The organism is Nostoc sp. DedQUE08 (assembly GCF_034530895.1).
Classification (GTDB): domain Bacteria; phylum Cyanobacteriota; class Cyanobacteriia; order Cyanobacteriales; family Nostocaceae; genus Nostoc.
Genome location: NZ_JAVRCD010000001.1, coordinates 316,339 through 334,929 on the forward strand (window position 1 = coordinate 316,339; position 18,591 = coordinate 334,929).

Genomic DNA, 18,591 nt, shown 5'->3' on the forward strand with positions numbered 1-18,591 from the left:
TGTGGTCTAAGATTAATCAAGCTAGGGGTGCATGAATAACTGGCTGATAACAATCTTGCTTTAATCATTGGGAGATTAATAAAAATGTCTGCACTTAAACTTCCTAACGGCCCTCAAACTCACCCTTGGGTACAAACGTATCAGTGGCTGACTAATCCCTTAGAATACATGGAAGACTGTGCTAAAAGCTATGGTGATATCTTCACTCTCCGAATTGGCCCAGTTTTTACGCCTCAAGTATTCATTAGCAATCCTCAAGCGATTCAGCAGATTTTTACCACTGATCCCAAACAGTTAGATTCTGGTGCAGCAGCAGGTTCAGGAACGCCTTTATTGGGCCCAAATTCTCTACTATCCTTAGAAGGAAAACCTCACCAGCGCCAGCGTAAACTGCTGACACCTCCTCTACATGGGGAAAGAATGCAGGCTTATGGTGATTTAATCTGTGAAATCACCAAGCAAGTAACTAGCCACTGGCCAGTCGGGGAAACCTTTACAGTCTTGTCATCCATGCAAGAAATCTCCTTTCAGGTGATTTTGAAGGCTGTATTTGGTCTAAAGGACGGACTTCGTTATGAAAAACTCAAAGAAACACTGATTGCTATCCTGAATCCAAAAAGACCTGTTGTACGGGCAATAATGCTGTTTTTCCCATTATTACGGCAGGATTTAGGGCCTCGCAGTCCTTGGGGAAGTTATCTACGTTTGCGGCAGGAAATGGACGATCTCATCTATGCTGAAATTCAAGAAAGGCGATCGCTTGCTGACCAGTCTCGAAGTGATATTCTGTCTTTAATGATGGCGGCTCGTGATGAAGCAGGTGAGCCGATGACAGACATAGAATTACGTGATGAATTAATGACTTTGTTGATTGCAGGTCATGAAACTACCGCTAGTTCTTTAGCATGGGCACTGTATTGGATTCATCATCAACCTGAAGTCCGTGAAAAACTGATGCAAGAATTGGATAGCCTGGGTGAGAAAAAAGACCCGAACGCCATTTTCCGATTACCCTATTTGAATGCAGTTTGTTCGGAAACAATGCGCCTGTATCCGGTGGCGATGTTGGGATTAAATCGATTGGTTAAATCACCTCTAGAAATTGCAGGCTACAAATTTGACTCTGGGACTATATTAGTTCCTTGTATTTATTTGAGCCATCATCGAGAAGATTTATACCCCAATTCCAAGCAGTTTAGGCCAGATCGTTTTCTAGAAAGACAATTTACTCCAGCTGAATTTTTGCCCTTTGGTGGCGGGAATCGTCGCTGTATTGGCATGGCATTTGCCCTGTTTGAAATGAAACTGGTATTGGCAACTATACTATCTGATTGGCAAATGAAACTAGCTGATACAAAGCCAGTACTGCCAGTTCGGAAAAGCTTCCTGTTAGCACCAGGCGGTGGTGTACCAATGGTGGTAACTGGAAAGCGTCAGCAAAATCAGCGAGTTCTTGAGACTAACTCAGTGTAAAAACTTGCACAATTAGGTAGGAGCGATCGTTTCGCTTCCCCTGTTATTTACCTGCTAATTACTGGATTTTCAAGAACTTATCCAAAGCAGTAACTAGGCTGGGAGGCCAACGGCGGATATTTTTTACCCAGTCGATATCCTTGTAGCGGCTATCAAGTCCATAAGCTGCTACCCAGTTGCTTTCGGCTTCACCTTGTTCTCCATTTACCCAATATGCAGCTGTGAGAGCGGCACGCACATCAGCAAATTTGGAGTATTTACGGGCGATATTTCGCATTTCACGGATTGCTTGCTCTTTTTGACCGATTTCATACAAAGCCAAGGCGTAGTTAGCACGGGCGAAGGCAAAATTTGGGGCTATCTCATTAGATTTTTTGTAATCTGCGATCGCCGAATCCCATTTTCCTAAACCTGTTTTGGCATTTCCGCGATTGTTATACGCCATCGCATCATTAGGATCGAGTTCTAAGACATGATTATAATCTGCGATCGCCGAATCCCATTTTCCCATCCCTTCCAACGCCGCGCCCCGATTTAAATATGGATCGGTGACATTTGGTGCTAGTTCTATGGCTTTGTTATAATCTGCCAGCGCCTCTTGCAATTTATTCTGACTCACCCGCGAATTTCCCCGGTTACTCCACGCCCCTGCATTAGTGGGAAATTGCTCAATAATCTTTGTCCAGTAAGTTTCAGCTGTAGCAAAATCACCTTGATTCGTCGCTATAAACGCTAGATTGGCCCACTCATCGCCTTGTTTTAACTGTTCTTCAGTAATAGGCGCTTGAGATTGTGCCATGACTGGCGCACCCCAGCCAAACAGAATTAACAAACTGAGAAAAATACTAATCAACTTAATCATCTAGGTTTACCTGTTTATCTTGAAGATGGGGAGTGGGGAGTGGGGAATGGAGTTCAAAGACTCATTCACGAGTATTAAAGACTCGTCGTCGAGTATCAAAGACTCATTCACGAGTATTAAAGACTCGTCGTCGAGTATCAAAGACTCATTCACGAGTATTAAAGACTCGTCGCCGAGTATCAAAGACTCATTCACGAGTATCAAAGACTCGTCGCCGAGTATCAAAGACTCGTCGCCGAGTATCAAAGACTCGTCGTCGAGTATCAAAGACTCATTCACGAGTATCAAAGACTCATCCCCTATTCCCATTGCCCAATGCCCAATGCCCAATTTCCCATAATTACAATAATGACAACTGTTCATTAGGCGGTGTAAAGCCCAAATGCTTGTATGCTGCCTTAGTCGCCATCCTGCCGCGATGAGTGCGAGTTAAATACCCAATCTGCATCAGGTAAGGTTCGTACACCTCTTCAATTGTTTGGGTATCTTCACCCGTGGCTGCTGCCATTGTTTCTAACCCCACTGGCCCGCCATTAAATTGTTCAATTATTACACTCAGCATTTGGCGGTCTGTCCAATCTAAACCGCAAGGATCTACTTGGAATAGTTGCAATGCTTCAGATGCAATGCTTTCATCAATATCCCCAGATTCTTTTACTTCCGCATAATCACGCACACGCTTTAGTAATCTATTAGCAATACGTGGTGTTCCGCGTGAACGACGGGCAATTTCTGTGGCTCCATCTTCTGTAATAGGGGTTTTGAGTAATTGAGCGGTTCGCAGTACAATTTGAGTCAGTTCGTCAACTTCGTAAAATCGGAGTTTTTGAATCAAACCGAAGCGATCGCGCAGTGGTGAAGTTAAAGCACCCACACGGGTTGTAGCCCCTACTAGAGTAAACTTTGATAGCGGCAAACTTCTAATCCGAGCGCTGGAACCCTTACCAATAGTAATATCTAAGCGATAATCTTCCATCGCTGGATAGAGAATTTCCTCTGTCATCCGCGAGAGACGATGAATTTCATCTACAAATAAGATATCTCCAGGCTTGAGATTTACTAGTAACCCAACAATATCTCGTGGACGTTCTAGGGCTGGCGCACTAGTAATTTTGTAATTTACCCCCATTTCCGATGCTAAAATCATTGCCATTGTGGTTTTGCCCAATCCCGGCGGCCCATACAGAAGCAAGTGATCCAACACCTCACCACGAGACTTAGCTGCTTTAATGGCAATATCTAGCACATCCTTTAAATCTTTTTGCCCAATGTAATCAGCAAAGCGGTGTGGTCGAATACCTTCTTCTTGCTGTTCTTGCTCATCAATAGCAGCTTCAGGCTGCAAAATATTTTCTGTGGATGGTGCTTTCGCCGACTCTCGACGCTGCTTTGGTTCGCCGTTGGGTTCTGGAGGCTGTTTTTTCGATGAGATTATCGCCATAATTCAGCTATCTATGTTTAAGGGACTGCGGACTGGGGACTGGGGACTGGGAACTGGGGACTGGGGACTGGGAACTGGGGACTGGGGAAGGGAATAGGTTACAGGTTATAGGGTACAGATTATTCATCTATAACCTGTCACCTGTCACCTCTTTCCTAATTCCAATGCCTCATTCCTCATACTTGTGAAAATTTTCGTTTGAGAATACCCGCGCCAATTTAAAATTTAAATTCCGGCTAATTACCCAGAAGTACAAAAGTTATTATGTTATCTAAAAGAATCTTACCGTGCTTAGATGTGAAGGCGGGACGGGTTGTAAAAGGAGTTAACTTTGTTAATCTCCAAGATGCAGGCGATCCGGTAGAGCTGGCCAAGGTTTACAACGAAGCCGGTGCTGATGAGTTAGTATTTCTGGATATTACAGCTACTCATGAAGACCGAGCTACAATTTTAGATGTGGTCTACCGCACTGCTGAACAGGTCTTTATTCCATTGACTGTAGGTGGTGGCATTCAATCCTTAGAAAATGTTAAAGCTTTGTTACGGGCGGGCGCAGATAAGGTTAGTATTAATTCTGCGGCAGTGCGGGAACCAGACTTGATTAATCGGGCAAGCGATCGCTTTGGTAATCAGTGCATAGTTGTTGCTATTGATGCCAGACGCAGAAATAACCCGGAGAATCCAGGTTGGGATGTGTATGTGCGGGGTGGCAGAGAAAATACAGGCTTAGATGCCCTATTGTGGGCACAGGAAGTTGAAAAACGGGGGGCCGGAGAACTGCTAGTCACAAGTATGGATGCTGATGGAACCCAAGCCGGGTATGACATTGAGATTACACGGGCGATTGCCAATGCTGTAGAAATTCCAGTTATTGCTTCTGGTGGTGCAGGTAATTGTGAACATATCTACACTGCCCTTACTGAAGGCAAGGCTGAAGCCGCATTACTCGCGTCACTCTTACATTACGGACAATTAAGCGTAGCAGAAATTAAAAGTTACTTGCGCGATCGCAACGTGCCAGTCAGAACATTCTGTTGATCCACCATTACTCATTTAATGACATCTATCTAAGGTTAGACACACTTCCTGAAAAGGGTGTTAATATTATTTTACAAGTATTAACAAATATTAAGAAATATGTTGCTTCCTATTTTACTTTTTGATGTCGCCCTAGTAGCGTGGTCGCTGCACTTAATGGAAAAAGCCTACGAGAGTAAAGAATTTTCTCTAATGTTAGCTGGTACCTTAGTTGCTCTGGCTGCTGCTGCCATGTTAGTAGTTTACTTTTTGATGGGGCATTGTATGACCTATTTGTTGCAAGTATCCTAGAGAGTGCTGACTGCTAGAGGGGATATTTAAAATTTAGTTTCCAGAAAGCTTGACAAAGTAATAATAACTAAGCAATTATATATAGCTGATTTTAAGAGGATGTTTTAAAAGTATCCGAAAGTATAATTTTTGCCTTCTGGAATAGGTAAGTGCAAGGATAAATATAGCTGACCAAACCTAATTTATACATCACTTTTTGAGTTTTACTTTCTGGAGTAATTCATCTTTAATCCGGTTAAGAATTGAAGTCTCATCCAAATTTGTCAAAATTCGATTAATCACTGCTTTCGGGCCATCAGGCCCCCAAGTTGCGCCATTGGCTAAATAAACTTTGGTAACTTGTCCAATACCGTAAGAAGAAACACCAGCTACTCCTCCTTGGGTAATCGCCACCGATATATAAGGGCCTAGTGCAATGCCACCCGTAGCTGTTGCAGAAATTCCCAGTAAAGTTTTTAATCCACTCAAGCCTAAATTTGCTAACAATTCACTAGCACCGATACCGCCCATACTCAGGGCGATTTTTTGTAGCAACTGTACAGCCCCAGCTTCGGTCATAGAGAAGCCATAGAGTTTAGATAAACCCAAAATCAGAGCAATATCAATTACCACACTACTCAGAATATCTACCACAGTTAGAGGATTGAGTGCGATCGCTAATGCCTTAGTCATCACAGCTTTCCAAATCAACTGATTGGCATTCTGTTCCCGAATCATCAGTTTTCGCTCAACCAATTGCTCATTTACAATGTCGGCATAAAGCATGGTATTAAGGGCAACCAAGGCTTTACCTTCACGATGCAGAATTTCCAATATTTTCAGCTTCAGTTCCTCGACTTGGGCATTCCCTGTACGCAACTGTATGCCCCTCGTACCATCAGGGCGACGAATCGCCGTCTTCACCAATGGCGATGCCGCAGCCATAACAATTTCCAAAGGTGTGAGTAATTCCCGCACCCTTTCATCCCGGATTTTGTGATAAATTGCCATCCGGTCTGCTTCTGGATACTGGTCTACTTTGTTAAACACCAAAACAATCGGTTTACCTGCTTCCCGCAACTGAGAAAGGGCTATGTATTCCAGTTTTGTCATATCGCCAGAGATCACAAACAGAATCAAATCTGCTTGTTTTGCAATTTGTTCAGCTAAGGCGGCACGAGTTGCACCATCTACTTCATCTAACCCAGGAGTATCAATTAATTCCACCTGGGATTGACCTACACCAGGAAGAGTCACACGCAAAGCACGTTCAGTTTCCCCAATCATCTCCTCGCTAATACTCCAATTAACTGTTTGTGCAGTACGGGTGACACCGTGCAGCGGCCCAGTTTCAAATACCGTTTGCCCAACCAAAGCATTTAGTAGCGAAGACTTACCACGTCCCACCATGCCAAAAGCCGCAATCTGCACCACCATGCGGTCTAACTTCCCTAGCATAATTTCCAAATCAGCAATTTCTGCCTCCAATCCGGTTTTTTCCTGGGGAGTAAGATCGAGATTGGCTACCAAGTTTCGCAACGCTGTTTGTGCTTGTTTATAATTCAGTTCCGTCTGAATGTCTTCAAAACTGAAAATAGCACTATCCAATTCTTCCTCCCAGCTGAGAGAATTTGCGTCAGTATTAGCGGAATCGCTTTGATGAGGTTCAGGCACGGGCAATGTCGAAGTCATATTAATTTTAGATTTTAGATTTTAGATTTTAGATTTTAAATTTTAGATACAGTTCATTTACTATCCTAGTTATTTTTATGAGGGGTTTGGCGAGACGATGCAGACAAAGGAGACAAGGGGCAAGGGGAATAAATATGACCAATTCCCAATGCCCAATGACTAATAACTAATGACCAATGGCTAACAAAACGTCATAAACTGAAAAATGCATCTAATATAACGCGTTAGGATCTTGACTAAATTACCTGTGCGGAAAATCGTTATTGCCGGCAACTGGAAAATGTTCAAAACCCAGGCAGAAACCCAAGAGTTTTTACAAGGATTTCTGCCTCATTTAGAGGAAACCCCCCAAGGGCGAGAAGTGATATTGTGTCCTCCTTTCACTGATTTAAACGTTTTGTCCAAGACCTTGCACGGTAGCCTCATCCAACTGGGGGCACAAAATATCCATTGGGAAGAATATGGAGCCTATACGGGTGAGATTTCTGGTCCAATGCTGGCAGAAAGTGGTGTGCGCTTTGTGATTGTCGGTCATAGCGAACGACGGCAATATTTTGGAGAAACGGACGCCACCGTTAATCTGCGCCTCCGAACTGCTCAAAGGTTTGGTTTGACTCCAATTCTTTGTGTTGGCGAAAGTAAACAACAACGAGATGCGGGAGAAACTGAATCATTCATTGCTCTCCAACTCGACAAAGCCTTGGTAGATATCGATCAAGATAATTTGGTGATTGCTTACGAACCGATTTGGGCGATTGGCACTGGCGACACTTGTGAAGTAGAGGAAGCTAATCGAATAATTGGCTTAATTCGTAGCCAGTTGACTAATCCGAATGTATCAATTCAATATGGCGGCTCAGTCAAGCCGAATAATATTGATGAGATTATGGCTCAACCAGAAATTGATGGTGTCCTCGTGGGAGGAGCAAGTCTAGAACCTGAGAGTTTCGCTCGGATTGTGAATTTTAAATCAGTGTGATGTGCTTTTTTCTCGTTCCCATGCAGAGCATGGGAATGCCTAATGTAGATAAGAAGAATTCAGAACTCAGGAGCAAAGCCGGAGACGCTCCGCCTCCGGTCAAAATTCAGAATTGAATTTTGTAGGACTGTTTTTAATGACAAATGTTCCAGATATTAAGTATTCAGAAGTTGGAAATCTTTATTTCCCACCCACTTACTTACCCTAATAGATGTTGCATCCAAATGAGAACCGCTATATATATATTCCAAGACCAGATCAAATTTAAGTTCATCTATGATCGCAAAGCCTTGGGATGCTCAACTTGCTTACTGGCTAATTAAACCTCTAAAAGACAGTTGGGTAAATCCCAATCATCTTACTACAGTGCGACTTTTGACAGGGTTGGCGGCGGCTGTCGCCCTCGCAGTTGGCGATCCCATTTGGGTTAATGTTGGAGCATGGTTATTTGCTTTATCTAACTTTCTCGATCATACAGACGGTGAATTAGCTCGTTTGAGTGGGAAAAGTAGCAAATGGGGACATCAATATGACCTTGCTAGTGACGCTATCATCCATATTCTATTGTTTGTGTGTATGGGATATGGTCTTAAAGAGGGAAAATTTGGTTGGTGGGCGTTGGTGATGGGGATAATATCTGGCGTGTCTGTTGCTTGCATCTTTCATTTGCGAAACCAAATGGAACAACGTTTAGGTAAAGATGCCAGCCGTCAACCAAATTTCGCCGGCTTTGACATTGAAGACGTGCTATATTTGTTTCCCATAGTTCCCTTACTGAATGGACTAGAGCCGTTATTAATGGCAGCGACAATTGGCGCGCCAACCTTTGCAGTATGGGTAATTTGGCAATTTTGGACACTCCCGCAGCCGGAATCAAACTAGATAAGGAAGCAGTGAGAGAATAAATAATTATCAATGGAGCTTCAAACTGAAATTGATAAAGCTATAGCAGCCGTTGATTACCAGAAACTTCAAGCTGAGTTTCAAGCTCAAAATGAATTTTTGGTGGTTGAAAACTTTGTCCCTAGCTGCATCATCGAGCAGTTTTTGGCGCTGTTGCCATCTTTGCAACCTGCTATCAACCGCAACTATATTCCCAATCATAAAAAGGGCGGTAGTATCAGCCGCTATAGCTTAGATAGCCTTGCTCCGATTTTCGGAGAGTTTTATCAACTCAGTGCCTTTTTCGAGTTCCTGAACAAAATTACGGCAGAAAAGCTCCTTCCCTGTCCTGATTCCGATCCCCACACTTACGCGCTGTACTATTACACTGAGCCTGGAGACCATATCCAGTATCATTACGATACTTCTTACTATCGCGGGAAACGCTATACAGTGTTGCTTGGTTTGGTTGATAATTCATCCAGTAAGCTGGAATATCAACTCTACAAAGATATTCCAGAACGGGAGACACAAAGGCGATCGCTCTCCATAACCCCTGGTACTCTAGTATTATTCAATGGTGACAAACTTTACCACAGAGTTACTCCTTTAGGTGACAACGAAAAGCGCATTGTTTTGACTTTGGAGTACGTCACCGACACCCGTATGGGTATGCTAAAACGTTTTGTCTCAAATATGAAAGATGCGATCGCCTATTTTGGTTTTCGCCAAGTGTTTCGCTCTTAGCACTACCATTTTCCCTTCTGCCTCACTTCGACTACGCTCAGTGACCACCTGCCTCCTGCCTGCTCTATGTTAAGAATTAATTAACAAATATTGTCTTGAGCAAAAAACAGTCATTATAAAATACTGGGAAAATTTCCAGATTTACTGGTGTCTAAGCTACTGTTGGTGATTTGACGATGAAGGCAATTATCTTAGCTGCTGGCGTTGGACGACGCTTAGGTAAAGATGGGCAAATCCAACCCAAATGCTTACTGAATTTTAATGGCAAATCTTTACTAGAGCGCCATTTTAACAATCTCCGTCATTACCAAATTGATGAAGTAGTGATTGCTGTGGGTTATCAAGCAGAAAGAATTCAGGATGAAATCAAAGCATTAGGAGCCGAAAGTTGGGTCAGTACAGTTTATAATCCTGACTACACCAAAGGCAGTACGATCAGCCTTTGGACTGTACGTCAGCATTTAGTTGCTGGCGATGACATATTATTAATGGATGCAGATGTATTGTGCGATCGCCGCATCATCGAACGATTGGTAAAGACAAATATCCTCAACAGCTTTTTATTAGATCGGGATTTTGAACCGGGAGATGAACCCGTAAAGCTTTGTGTTAGAGATAATTATCTCGTGGAGTTTCGTAAACAACTAGCTCCTGGTTTAGCTTATGATTTTGCGGGTGAGTCAGTAGGATTCTTTCATTTTGAAAGTGCTGTTGCTCGCCGTCTTGCGATTCGCACAGAACAATATGTTGCAGACGGACGGGATAATGAACCTTATGAAGAAGTAATTCGGGATCTGCTCTTAGAAACTCCAGAAACATTTGGCTACGAAGACATTACTGGTTTACCTTGGCTCGAAATCGATTTTCCCCAAGATATTCAACGCGCCCAAAACGAGATTTTACCTCAGATAGAAGTCGCAGAACATGTCTGAAAATATCTTCATTTATAGCGGTTTTGGTTTGGATACATTACAGTTTGACCTCTCTCCAAACCTCTCTCCTAAAAGGAGAGAGGCTTTGAATTTTTACTCCCCAACGCTAGTAGGGAAGGGGCTGGGGGTTAGGTCTGTATTCCATGTAATTGAGAATCGCAATATTATATAGGTTGAAAAAAGCAGAATAAATGCATCAAATATTTGCACCCATTGACACCGCTGCAAAATTAAATAAATGTGCCCAATTACGGTTATTACTAGAATCGCCTCAACTCGACTTCATTATGGAAGCTCACAATGGGATTAGCGCCCGGATTGTGGAAGAGGCTGGATTTAAAGGAATTTGGGCGAGTGGACTAGCCCTTTCGGCTCAGTATGGCGTTCGAGATAATAATGAAGCCAGTTGGACTCAAGTTGTAGAAATGCTTGAGTTTATGTCTGATGTCACCAGCATCCCGATTTTATTAGACGGCGATACAGGTTATGGCAACTTTAATAATATGCGTCGCCTGGTCAAAAAGTTAGAACAGCGAGGAATTGCTGGAGTCTGTATTGAAGATAAGCTTTTTCCCAAAACCAACAGCTTTATCAATGGTAGTCGCCAAGCTTTAGCTGATATTGATGAATTCTGCGGCAAAATTAAGGCGGGTAAAGATAGTCAGACAGATGCAGATTTTTGCATCGTCGCCCGACTCGAAGCTTTGATTGCCGGCTGGGATCTTTCGGAGGCGCTGCGCCGAGGTGAAGCTTACCACGCCGCAGGAGCAAACGCGATTTTGATTCACAGTAAATCATCGCGCCCCGATCAAGTGCTAGCCTTTGCTAAAGAATGGGCGGGTCGTTCTCCGTTAGTGTTTATACCGACTAAATATTACAGCACACCTACTGATGTTTTTCGGAAAGCGGAAGTGAATTTGGTCATTTGGGCAAACCATCTGATTCGAGCTGCTGTTGCTAGTATGCAAGCGATCGCCCGCGAAGTGAAAGCCAGCGAAACTTTAATCAACATTGAAGATGATATTGCTCCCGTAAAAGAAATCTTCCGGCTACAAGGGGCAGATGAACTCCAAGAAGCTGAAAAACGCTACTTTAACAACGGACGACAAAATACCCAAGCGATCGTTTTGGCTGCTAGCAGAGGCCAAGAATTAGCAGGATTGACGCAAGATAAACCAAAAGTAATGTTACCTCTTGGAGGTAAACCTCTACTCAGGTTGTTAGTAGACAAATTCAAGAAACTTGCCATCAATGATATTACCGTTGTCGCCGGTTACAAAGCAGAAACCATCAATGTTCCGGGGACTAAAGTCATCCGCAACCCAGATTATGAAACAACGGGAGAATTAGCATCCTTAGCCGTAGCTCAAGCTAGTTTTGGCGAAGAAATGCTGGTGCTTTACGGCGATTTACTATTTAGAAGCTACATTCTGCGGGATTTATTAGAATGTCCCGGAGAAATTGTGGCTGTAGTTGATTCTGTGGCGAACAGCAAGTCTGTTAGCGGTTCACCTGACTATGCTTATTGCTCAATTCCAGACGATCTTTCTCTGTTTGGACAGGATGTCAATCTGTTGAACATTTCTAAAACCACACAAACGCAATTAGGAAACTCTAGCGGTCGCTGGATTGGGATGTTGCGCTTGCGGAGTCAAGGTAGACAATGGGTTAGTGAAGCACTCAATGAATTGCAAAAACGACCGGAATTTAACAGTCTGGGTTTACCGGAATTATGCAATTATTTAATCGAGCAAGGCAAACCGATCAAGGTACTTTATATTCGCGGTAACTGGTTAGATGTTAATTCTTTGGACGATCTTGACCTTGCTTTTCAATTGAAACAATAGAAATGGGGCATGGGGCATGGGGCATTGGGCATTGTGAGGTCGGAGTTTTGAGTGCAAAGGCTGAAGTTTCGAGTTCAAAGGCTGAAGTTCCGAGTTCAAAGGCTGAAGTTCCGACTTCAAAGGTCGGAGTTTCGAGTTCAGAAGTCGGAGTTTCGAGTTCAGAAGTCGGAGTTCCGAGTTCAGAGGTCGAAATTCCGAGTTCAAAGGTCGAAATTCCGAGTTCAGAGGTCGGAGTATCGAGTTCAGAGGTCGAGGTTCCGAGTTCAAAGACTGAAGTTCCGAGTTCAGAGGTCGAACTAATAATCTTTCCTCCCCACTCCCAACTTCCCACTCCCCATTTCAATCGTTTAAATACCTGAAAATAGCTGTAAATTTATAATTATGATTCAGGCAGAAGAATTTGTAGAAGCTGCGCGTAATCTTGGCTTTGGCTGGTACACAGGCGTACCCTGTTCTTTTCTCACGCCTTTTATTAACTACGTCATCAATGACGTTCAACTTAAATATATCTCCGCAGCCAATGAGGGAGATGCAGTAGCGATCGCAGCTGGAGCCGCAATTGCTGGAAAACCCGCAGTGGTGATGATGCAAAACTCTGGTTTGGGAAATGCAGTTAACCCGCTAACCTCCCTCACTTATATCTTTCGGATTCCATTACTGCTGATTTGTACTTTAAGAGGCGATCGCTTGTTGCAAGATGAACCGCAACATCAATTAATGGGGCAAATCACAGAGAAATTGCTGCAAACAATGACTATACCTTGGGAATATTTTCCTACAGATGCAGCAGAAATAGAACCAGTTCTGCAAAGAGCCACAGCCTATATGCAACAAGAACGCTGTCCTTATGCTTTAATTATGCGTAAAGGAGCGATCGCCCCCCATGCACTCACTCGTTCTTCTATCCCCGAACGAGAAAACAGTCATAGCGCTCATATTCAGCAAAGCTTTTTTCGGGACAACAAAGAACAACGCATTTCTCGCAGCGAAGCATTAGCTCGGATTGTGGAACTTACCGATCCAGAAAACACTGTAATAATTGCCACCACCGGATATACGGGACGCGAACTCTTCGCCAGTAAAGACAGCGCCAATCATCTTTATATGGTCGGCTCAATGGGCTGCGCTTCCTCAATGGGATTGGGATTATCCTTAGCGCGGAAAGACCTGAAGGTAGTAGTAATTGATGGCGATGGGGCAGCATTAATGCGAATGGGTAATTTTGCGACCATCGGCACTTATGGCGGTGCTAACTTGACCCATATTCTGTTAGATAATGAAGTCCACGATTCCACAGGCGCACAAGCCACTGTTTCGGCGGGTATTTCCTTTGCCAAAATTGCCGAAGCGTGCGGTTACGGCGTGACATTAGCCGGAGATGACCCCGCCCTTTTAGATACTTTATTTACCGCAGATGCTAACACCAGACCTAAATTCGCTCATTTAAAAATCCGTCCCGGAACTTTAGAAAAACTACCCAGACCCAACATCACCCCAGAAGCAGTTTTACAACGCTTCATGAAACACATTGGTAATTCGTAATTCGTAATTCGTAATTCGTAATTAATAAATTCAAAGTACAAACTCTTTATTTATTAATGACCAATGACAAATGACCAATGACCAATGACAAATGACAAATGACAAAATGATTTTACTAAATCCCGGCCCCGTTAATTTGAGCGATCGCGTCCGAAACGCCTTATTACGTCCCGATTTATGCCACCGTGAAGTAGAATTTTCTCAACTTCAAAGCAGAATCCGCGAACAGCTACTTCAAGTTTATGGGCTTGGAAAAGATCGCTGGGCAGCAGTTCTCCTGACCGGTTCTGGAACCGCCGCGATGGAAGCAATGATTAGTAGTTTAGTACCCACAAACGGAAAATTACTAGTCATTGAAAACGGTGTATATGGCGAACGACTATCCAAAATCGCCAAAATTCACGGCATTGATTACATCACACTTTCCCATCCTTGGGATGCCGAAATCGATATCAAAGCTTTAGTCAAACTCCTAGATGAAAACACCGACATCACCCACCTTGCTGTTGTCTATCACGAAACTACTACCGGCCGCTTAAATAATTTGGCAGAACTTGCCCCAATTTGCCAAGAACGCCGTATCAAACTATTAGTAGATGCAGTCAGCAGCTTTGGTGCTGAGGAATTAAATTTTGCAGATTGGGGAATCACTGCTTGCGCTGCGACAGCGAATAAATGTCTGCATGGCGTTCCCGGAACGTCCTTTGTCATCCTGCAACGGGATGCACTGCCTTCAGTAGACACAATCCCCCGCACCTTATATTTAGATTTAGGAACTTATTACCAGCAGCAAGAACGAGGCGGCACACCTTTTACGCAATCAGTACAGACATTTTATGCTTTAACAGAAGCTTTGCAAGAAATGGCAGAAGCAGGAGGTTGGCGTGCCAGACACAACCATTACAACCAACTTGCCAGCTTAGTTAGAGACGGGTTAGCCTCACTCGGAATTAAACCCTTACTTCCTCTTGGCAGTTCATCCGTTGTCTTGAATGCCTACTACTTACCAGACGGTTTCAGCTATGAAGAATTTCACGACCAACTGAAAGCACGAGATTATATAATTTATTCTGGACAGGGGAATTTAGCTCAATCAATCTTTCGAGTCTCGACAATGGGAGCTATTACCCAAGCCGACATGGAACGCTTTGTTGGCGTTGTTAAGGAAATTATTCGGTAAACTGACTTGAAGCGTAAGTTTTACCCCTCCCTAACCCTCCCCTTGCAAAGGGGAGGGAACCGGATTTTTCTTGTTTCCCCCCAATACATCGGGGGGATTAAGGGGGGTAATTCGACTTATGTGTACACCAGAGAGGTTATTTTCCCTACTCCCCATTCCTTAAATACTGTGCGATCGCATTTACCAGTGGGAATCATAACAAACAGATTTACCACAGTAAATAACCAATGGCATACCAAAATATTACAGGCTCCCTTTCCCCAGCAGATATTCAAGAAATTAAAGCAGCGTTTGCGACTATCCAAGCGAAGATGCCTTTTCTCGTTACCCTGAGTGTAGAAGAACGACGCAAGTTATTTAAGATGGGCGATAAAAGCCTAGCTTTCGTCAATACCAGCCTGACTGCGGCCCAGTCTAACCGAGATATTCTCCCAGCCAGCTTTGATGTCGATGAATTTGTGCGGGATTATCAATTAGCAATCACACTTACTGAGCTTTTGATTGGATTGCGACAACTGACAGAACAAGTAGATGATACCTTAATGGCTGTCGGTAGCGAAGCAATGGGCAGCAGTTTGACAGTTTATGATTACGTCAAGACTGCTGCTAAGAAAACTCCAGGGTTAAAAAGTCTTGCCGAACAGTTAGGCGATCGTTTTAAAGCTATTAAAAGTAAACCTGCTAAAGCTGCTTCTGGTTCATAGGCTTTAAACCTCGCGGGAGAGTCTTTAGGGATTTCCAACCAATAAATTATTCAATCTTGTGGGGCGGGCATCTTGCCCGCCTTTAGCTATGGGCGGGCGAGACGCCCACCCCACAAGAATTATTTGAGTCCTTTTTTATTTGAAAGTTCTTTAATACTCGCGGGAGAGTCTTTGATACTCGTGAGCGAGTGTTTGATACTCGTGCGAGAGTGTTTGATACTCGTGGACGAGTCTTTTATACTCGTGAGCGAGTCTTTGATCCTCGTGGACGAGTCTTTGATACACGTGAGCGAGTCTTTTATACTCGCGGGAGAGTCTTTTATACTCGCGGGAGAGTCTTTTATACTCGTGGACGAGTGTTTGATACTCGCGGGCGAGTCTTTTATACTCGTGAGCGAGTCTTTTATACTTGTAAATGCAGATCGTCTACTACTTGTTGATACCAAATTGCATTCTCAATCAGGAATTAGGAATTGCAAGGTTGTTATTATACTCATAATCTCGTGTATTCTGCCACCTTGCTCCAAACATGGTAACAACTCCCCGCCACCGCAGCAAGCCTTCTCGCTTTATCCTTTATGCTTTAGCCTTCATCCTTTCTTTCCTTTTTTGTCTGCCTTGGGTTAACGCTAAAGAAACCCCCAAACCCAAACCGCAACCCTGGCAGATTGACGGTATAGTAGCAGCTCTTGAGGACAGCTACCCCAAAGTGAAGGTATATGCTTTTGCCAAATTAGCTAAATATAAGCCGCAAGATTTAAAAATTGTGCTTAAAAAACCGGAGGAAATTGCCGAGAAAGCCGCCAACATCCTCAAGGATGAAAAGGTTTCCTCAGATGTTCGTGGCAGTGCGGCTTCGGCATTGGGCAACCTGGGAGACGCCGCAGCCAAGTATATCCCTGACATCGCCAACATCCTCAAGGATGAAAAGGTTTCCTCAGATGTTCGTGGCAGTGCAGCTTTGGCATTAGGCAACCTGGGAGACGCCGCAGCCAAGTATATCCCTGACATCTTTAACTTCCTCAAGGATGAAAAGGTTGACTCAGATGTTCGTAGGAGTGCAGCTAAGGCATTGGGCAACCTGGGACAGGCGGCAGCCAAGTATATCCCTGACATTCTTAACTTCCTCAAGGATGAAAAGGTTGACTTATATGTTCGTAGCAATACGGCTGAGGCATTGGGCAATCTGAGACAGGCGGCAGCCAAGTATATCCCTGACATCCTTAACTTCCTCAAGGATGAAAAGGTTGACTTATATGTTCTTTACAGTGTGGCTAAGGCATTGGGCAACCTGGGAGAGGCGGCAGCCAAGTATATCCCTGACATCCTTAACTTCCTCAAGAATGAAAAGGTTGACTCATATGTTCGTAGCAATGTGGCTGAGGCATTGGGCAACCTGGGAGACGCCGCAGCCAAGTATATCCCTGACATCCTTAACTTCCTCAAGAATGAAAAGGTTGACTCATATGTTCGTGGCAGTGCAGCTTTGGCATTAGGCAACCTGGGAGACGCCGCAGTCAAGTATATCCCTGACATCGCCAACATCCTCAAGGATGAAAAGGTTGACTCATATGTTCGTAGCAGTGCAGCTTCGGCATTGGGCAATCTGAGACAGGTGGCAGCCAAGTATATCCCTGACATCCTTAACTTCCTCAAGGATGAAAAGGTTGACTCATCTGTTCGTGGCAGTGCGGCATCGACATTGGGCAACCTGGGACAGGTGGCAGCCAAGTATATCCTTGACATCCTTAACTTCCTCAAGGATGAAAAGGTTGACTCATCTGTTCGTCGCAGTGCGGCTTCGGCATTGGGCAACCTGGGACAGGTGGCAGCCAAGTATATCCCTGACATCCTTAACTTCCTCAAGGATGAAAAGGTTGACTCATCTGTTCGTCGCAGTGCGGCTTCGGCATTGGGCAACCTGGGACAGGTGGCAGCCAAGTATATCCCTGACATCCTTAACTTCCTCAAGGATGAAAAGGTTGACTCATCTGTTCGTCGCAGTGCGGCTTCGGCATTGGGCAACCTGGGACAGGTGGCAGCCAAGTATATCCCTGACATCCTTAACTTCCTCAAGGATGAAAAGGTTGACTCATCTGTTCGTGGCAGTGCGGCTTCGGCATTGGAAAATATAAAACAACTCAAGTTGGAAGAGGTTGTTGTAGTTTTAAATTATGTCTATGAACCAAACCAGGGAAGCCTTAGAGATGACGGAGCTTTTGAATATTGGCGGTTTTGGTCTTACTTCCTGAGTGGCGGCACAGATGAAGTAAAAACGCTACTAACATGGCTAGGTAGACCTGAGAGAAAAACAATTCCTGAGAAACTTACCCACAATGAAGGCAAGAAAACACTGGAGGTTTTTCTCAAAGCCTGGGAACCTAGTAAGGGGCTGGATAGATTAAGAGAAGATTTAGCAGAACAGATTTCAATAGTTGCCGAGAACAAAAAAGTTCATTGGAAATGGCAAGATATTAGTTTGCTACAATTCCACTACAACAATCTCAAAACTTCCTACCCTACTAAAGCTTTTGCAGTACGGTCACAGATAAATAACCTTGAGGGTTGGGGGTGGTTTTTCAAAGCCAGAAACACCATCATCGCTCACATTGCCTTTTGGCTTCTCCTCATCTTTGCCTACCCGAAATTTCCCCAAGTCCAAGCCATCTTTTTCTGGAACCCTTGGGTACGCCGAATCTTAGGCGTCGGCTATGTCGGCTTTCTCCTCACCTGGTTTCCCCCCTTCCGCCGCAAATTATTTGAACCATTCAAACCTTCCCTATTAGCCGATGCCGGCTTAGATAATTTTGATGACCAATCATACTTCCCAGAATCTCAAGTCAAAGTTCCCACTTCAGGAGACATCCAGCCAATTACCGCAGCCTTACCCAGTATTCAAGGACAAATTATCTTAGAAGGAGATTCCGGCTTAGGCAAGTCGATGTTTCTGACTTTTCCCGTTAAGTCTTGAAAAGCTTGCTCACAAAGGATTTAGGAAACAG

Annotated in this window: 16 protein-coding genes; 12 read left to right on the forward strand and 4 right to left on the reverse strand. The window is 44.0% G+C overall.

The window, feature by feature from the left end; genetic code table 11:
• Positions 1-84: 84 nt before the first annotated feature.
• Positions 85-1,473 (forward strand): cytochrome P450, encoded by a 1,389-nt coding sequence (locus RMY64_RS01245; RefSeq protein ID WP_322699074.1) that lies wholly within the window; start codon positions 85-87, stop codon positions 1,471-1,473.
• 58 nt (positions 1,474-1,531) lie between these two features.
• Here RMY64_RS01245 and RMY64_RS01250 read toward each other — a convergent pair whose 3' ends face one another.
• Genes RMY64_RS01250 through ruvB form a run of 3 tightly spaced genes read right to left on the reverse strand, consistent with a single transcriptional unit; the run spans position 1,532 to position 3,776 of the window.
• Entirely contained in the window at positions 1,532-2,335 is an 804-nt protein-coding gene (locus tag RMY64_RS01250; RefSeq protein ID WP_322699075.1) for a tetratricopeptide repeat protein, read from the reverse strand.
• A gap of 6 nt (positions 2,336-2,341) precedes the next feature.
• On the reverse strand, positions 2,342-2,644 hold the full coding sequence (locus tag RMY64_RS01255; protein ID WP_322699076.1) for a hypothetical protein: 303 nt from the start codon (positions 2,642-2,644) through the stop codon (positions 2,342-2,344).
• 31 nt (positions 2,645-2,675) lie between these two features.
• The gene (gene ruvB / locus RMY64_RS01260) at positions 2,676-3,776 is read right to left on the reverse strand and encodes a Holliday junction branch migration DNA helicase RuvB (protein WP_322689523.1); all 1,101 of its coding nucleotides are present in this window, start codon (positions 3,774-3,776) and stop codon (positions 2,676-2,678) included.
• 264 nt (positions 3,777-4,040) lie between these two features.
• On the opposite strand from ruvB, the gene hisF reads away from it, so the two are divergent.
• Both hisF and RMY64_RS01270 read left to right on the forward strand, forming a co-directional pair.
• A complete protein-coding gene (hisF, locus tag RMY64_RS01265; protein ID WP_322675124.1) occupies positions 4,041-4,814 on the forward strand; it encodes an imidazole glycerol phosphate synthase subunit HisF in 774 nt (257 codons plus the stop codon).
• Between the two features lie 99 nt (positions 4,815-4,913).
• Entirely contained in the window at positions 4,914-5,105 is a 192-nt protein-coding gene (locus RMY64_RS01270) for a hypothetical protein (RefSeq protein WP_094348875.1), read from the forward strand.
• 189 nt (positions 5,106-5,294) lie between these two features.
• Here the strand turns inward: RMY64_RS01270 and RMY64_RS01275 are convergent, their stop codons facing one another.
• A complete protein-coding gene (locus tag RMY64_RS01275; protein ID WP_322682385.1) occupies positions 5,295-6,776 on the reverse strand; it encodes a GTP-binding protein in 1,482 nt (493 codons plus the stop codon).
• Between the two features lie 247 nt (positions 6,777-7,023).
• On the opposite strand from RMY64_RS01275, the gene tpiA reads away from it, so the two are divergent.
• The 9 genes from tpiA (at position 7,024) to RMY64_RS01320 (ending at position 18,560) form a co-directional block, all read left to right on the forward strand.
• Positions 7,024-7,755 (forward strand): triose-phosphate isomerase, encoded by a 732-nt coding sequence (gene tpiA / locus RMY64_RS01280; protein ID WP_322699089.1) that lies wholly within the window; start codon positions 7,024-7,026, stop codon positions 7,753-7,755.
• A 276-nt stretch (positions 7,756-8,031) separates the two neighbouring features.
• On the forward strand, positions 8,032-8,637 hold the full coding sequence (locus RMY64_RS01285; RefSeq protein ID WP_322699077.1) for a CDP-alcohol phosphatidyltransferase family protein: 606 nt from the start codon (positions 8,032-8,034) through the stop codon (positions 8,635-8,637).
• Between the two features lie 33 nt (positions 8,638-8,670).
• Positions 8,671-9,384, forward strand: coding sequence for a 2OG-Fe(II) oxygenase (locus RMY64_RS01290; protein ID WP_322699078.1), 714 nt, complete (start codon positions 8,671-8,673; stop codon positions 9,382-9,384).
• Positions 9,385-9,560: 176 nt separating this feature from the next.
• A complete protein-coding gene (locus RMY64_RS01295; RefSeq protein ID WP_322682382.1) occupies positions 9,561-10,316 on the forward strand; it encodes a phosphocholine cytidylyltransferase family protein in 756 nt (251 codons plus the stop codon).
• A 191-nt stretch (positions 10,317-10,507) separates the two neighbouring features.
• A complete protein-coding gene (gene aepX / locus RMY64_RS01300; RefSeq protein ID WP_322699079.1) occupies positions 10,508-12,163 on the forward strand; it encodes a phosphoenolpyruvate mutase in 1,656 nt (551 codons plus the stop codon).
• 381 nt (positions 12,164-12,544) lie between these two features.
• A complete protein-coding gene (gene aepY / locus RMY64_RS01305; protein WP_322699080.1) occupies positions 12,545-13,705 on the forward strand; it encodes a phosphonopyruvate decarboxylase in 1,161 nt (386 codons plus the stop codon).
• A 91-nt stretch (positions 13,706-13,796) separates the two neighbouring features.
• Positions 13,797-14,885, forward strand: a complete 1,089-nt coding sequence (locus tag RMY64_RS01310; RefSeq protein ID WP_322682379.1) for a 2-aminoethylphosphonate aminotransferase — start codon at positions 13,797-13,799, stop codon at positions 14,883-14,885.
• 227 nt (positions 14,886-15,112) lie between these two features.
• Positions 15,113-15,589, forward strand: a complete 477-nt coding sequence (locus RMY64_RS01315; protein ID WP_322639115.1) for a hypothetical protein — start codon at positions 15,113-15,115, stop codon at positions 15,587-15,589.
• Between the two features lie 529 nt (positions 15,590-16,118).
• The gene (locus tag RMY64_RS01320) at positions 16,119-18,560 is read left to right on the forward strand and encodes a HEAT repeat domain-containing protein (protein ID WP_322699081.1); all 2,442 of its coding nucleotides are present in this window, start codon (positions 16,119-16,121) and stop codon (positions 18,558-18,560) included.
• Positions 18,561-18,591: the final 31 nt, after the last annotated feature.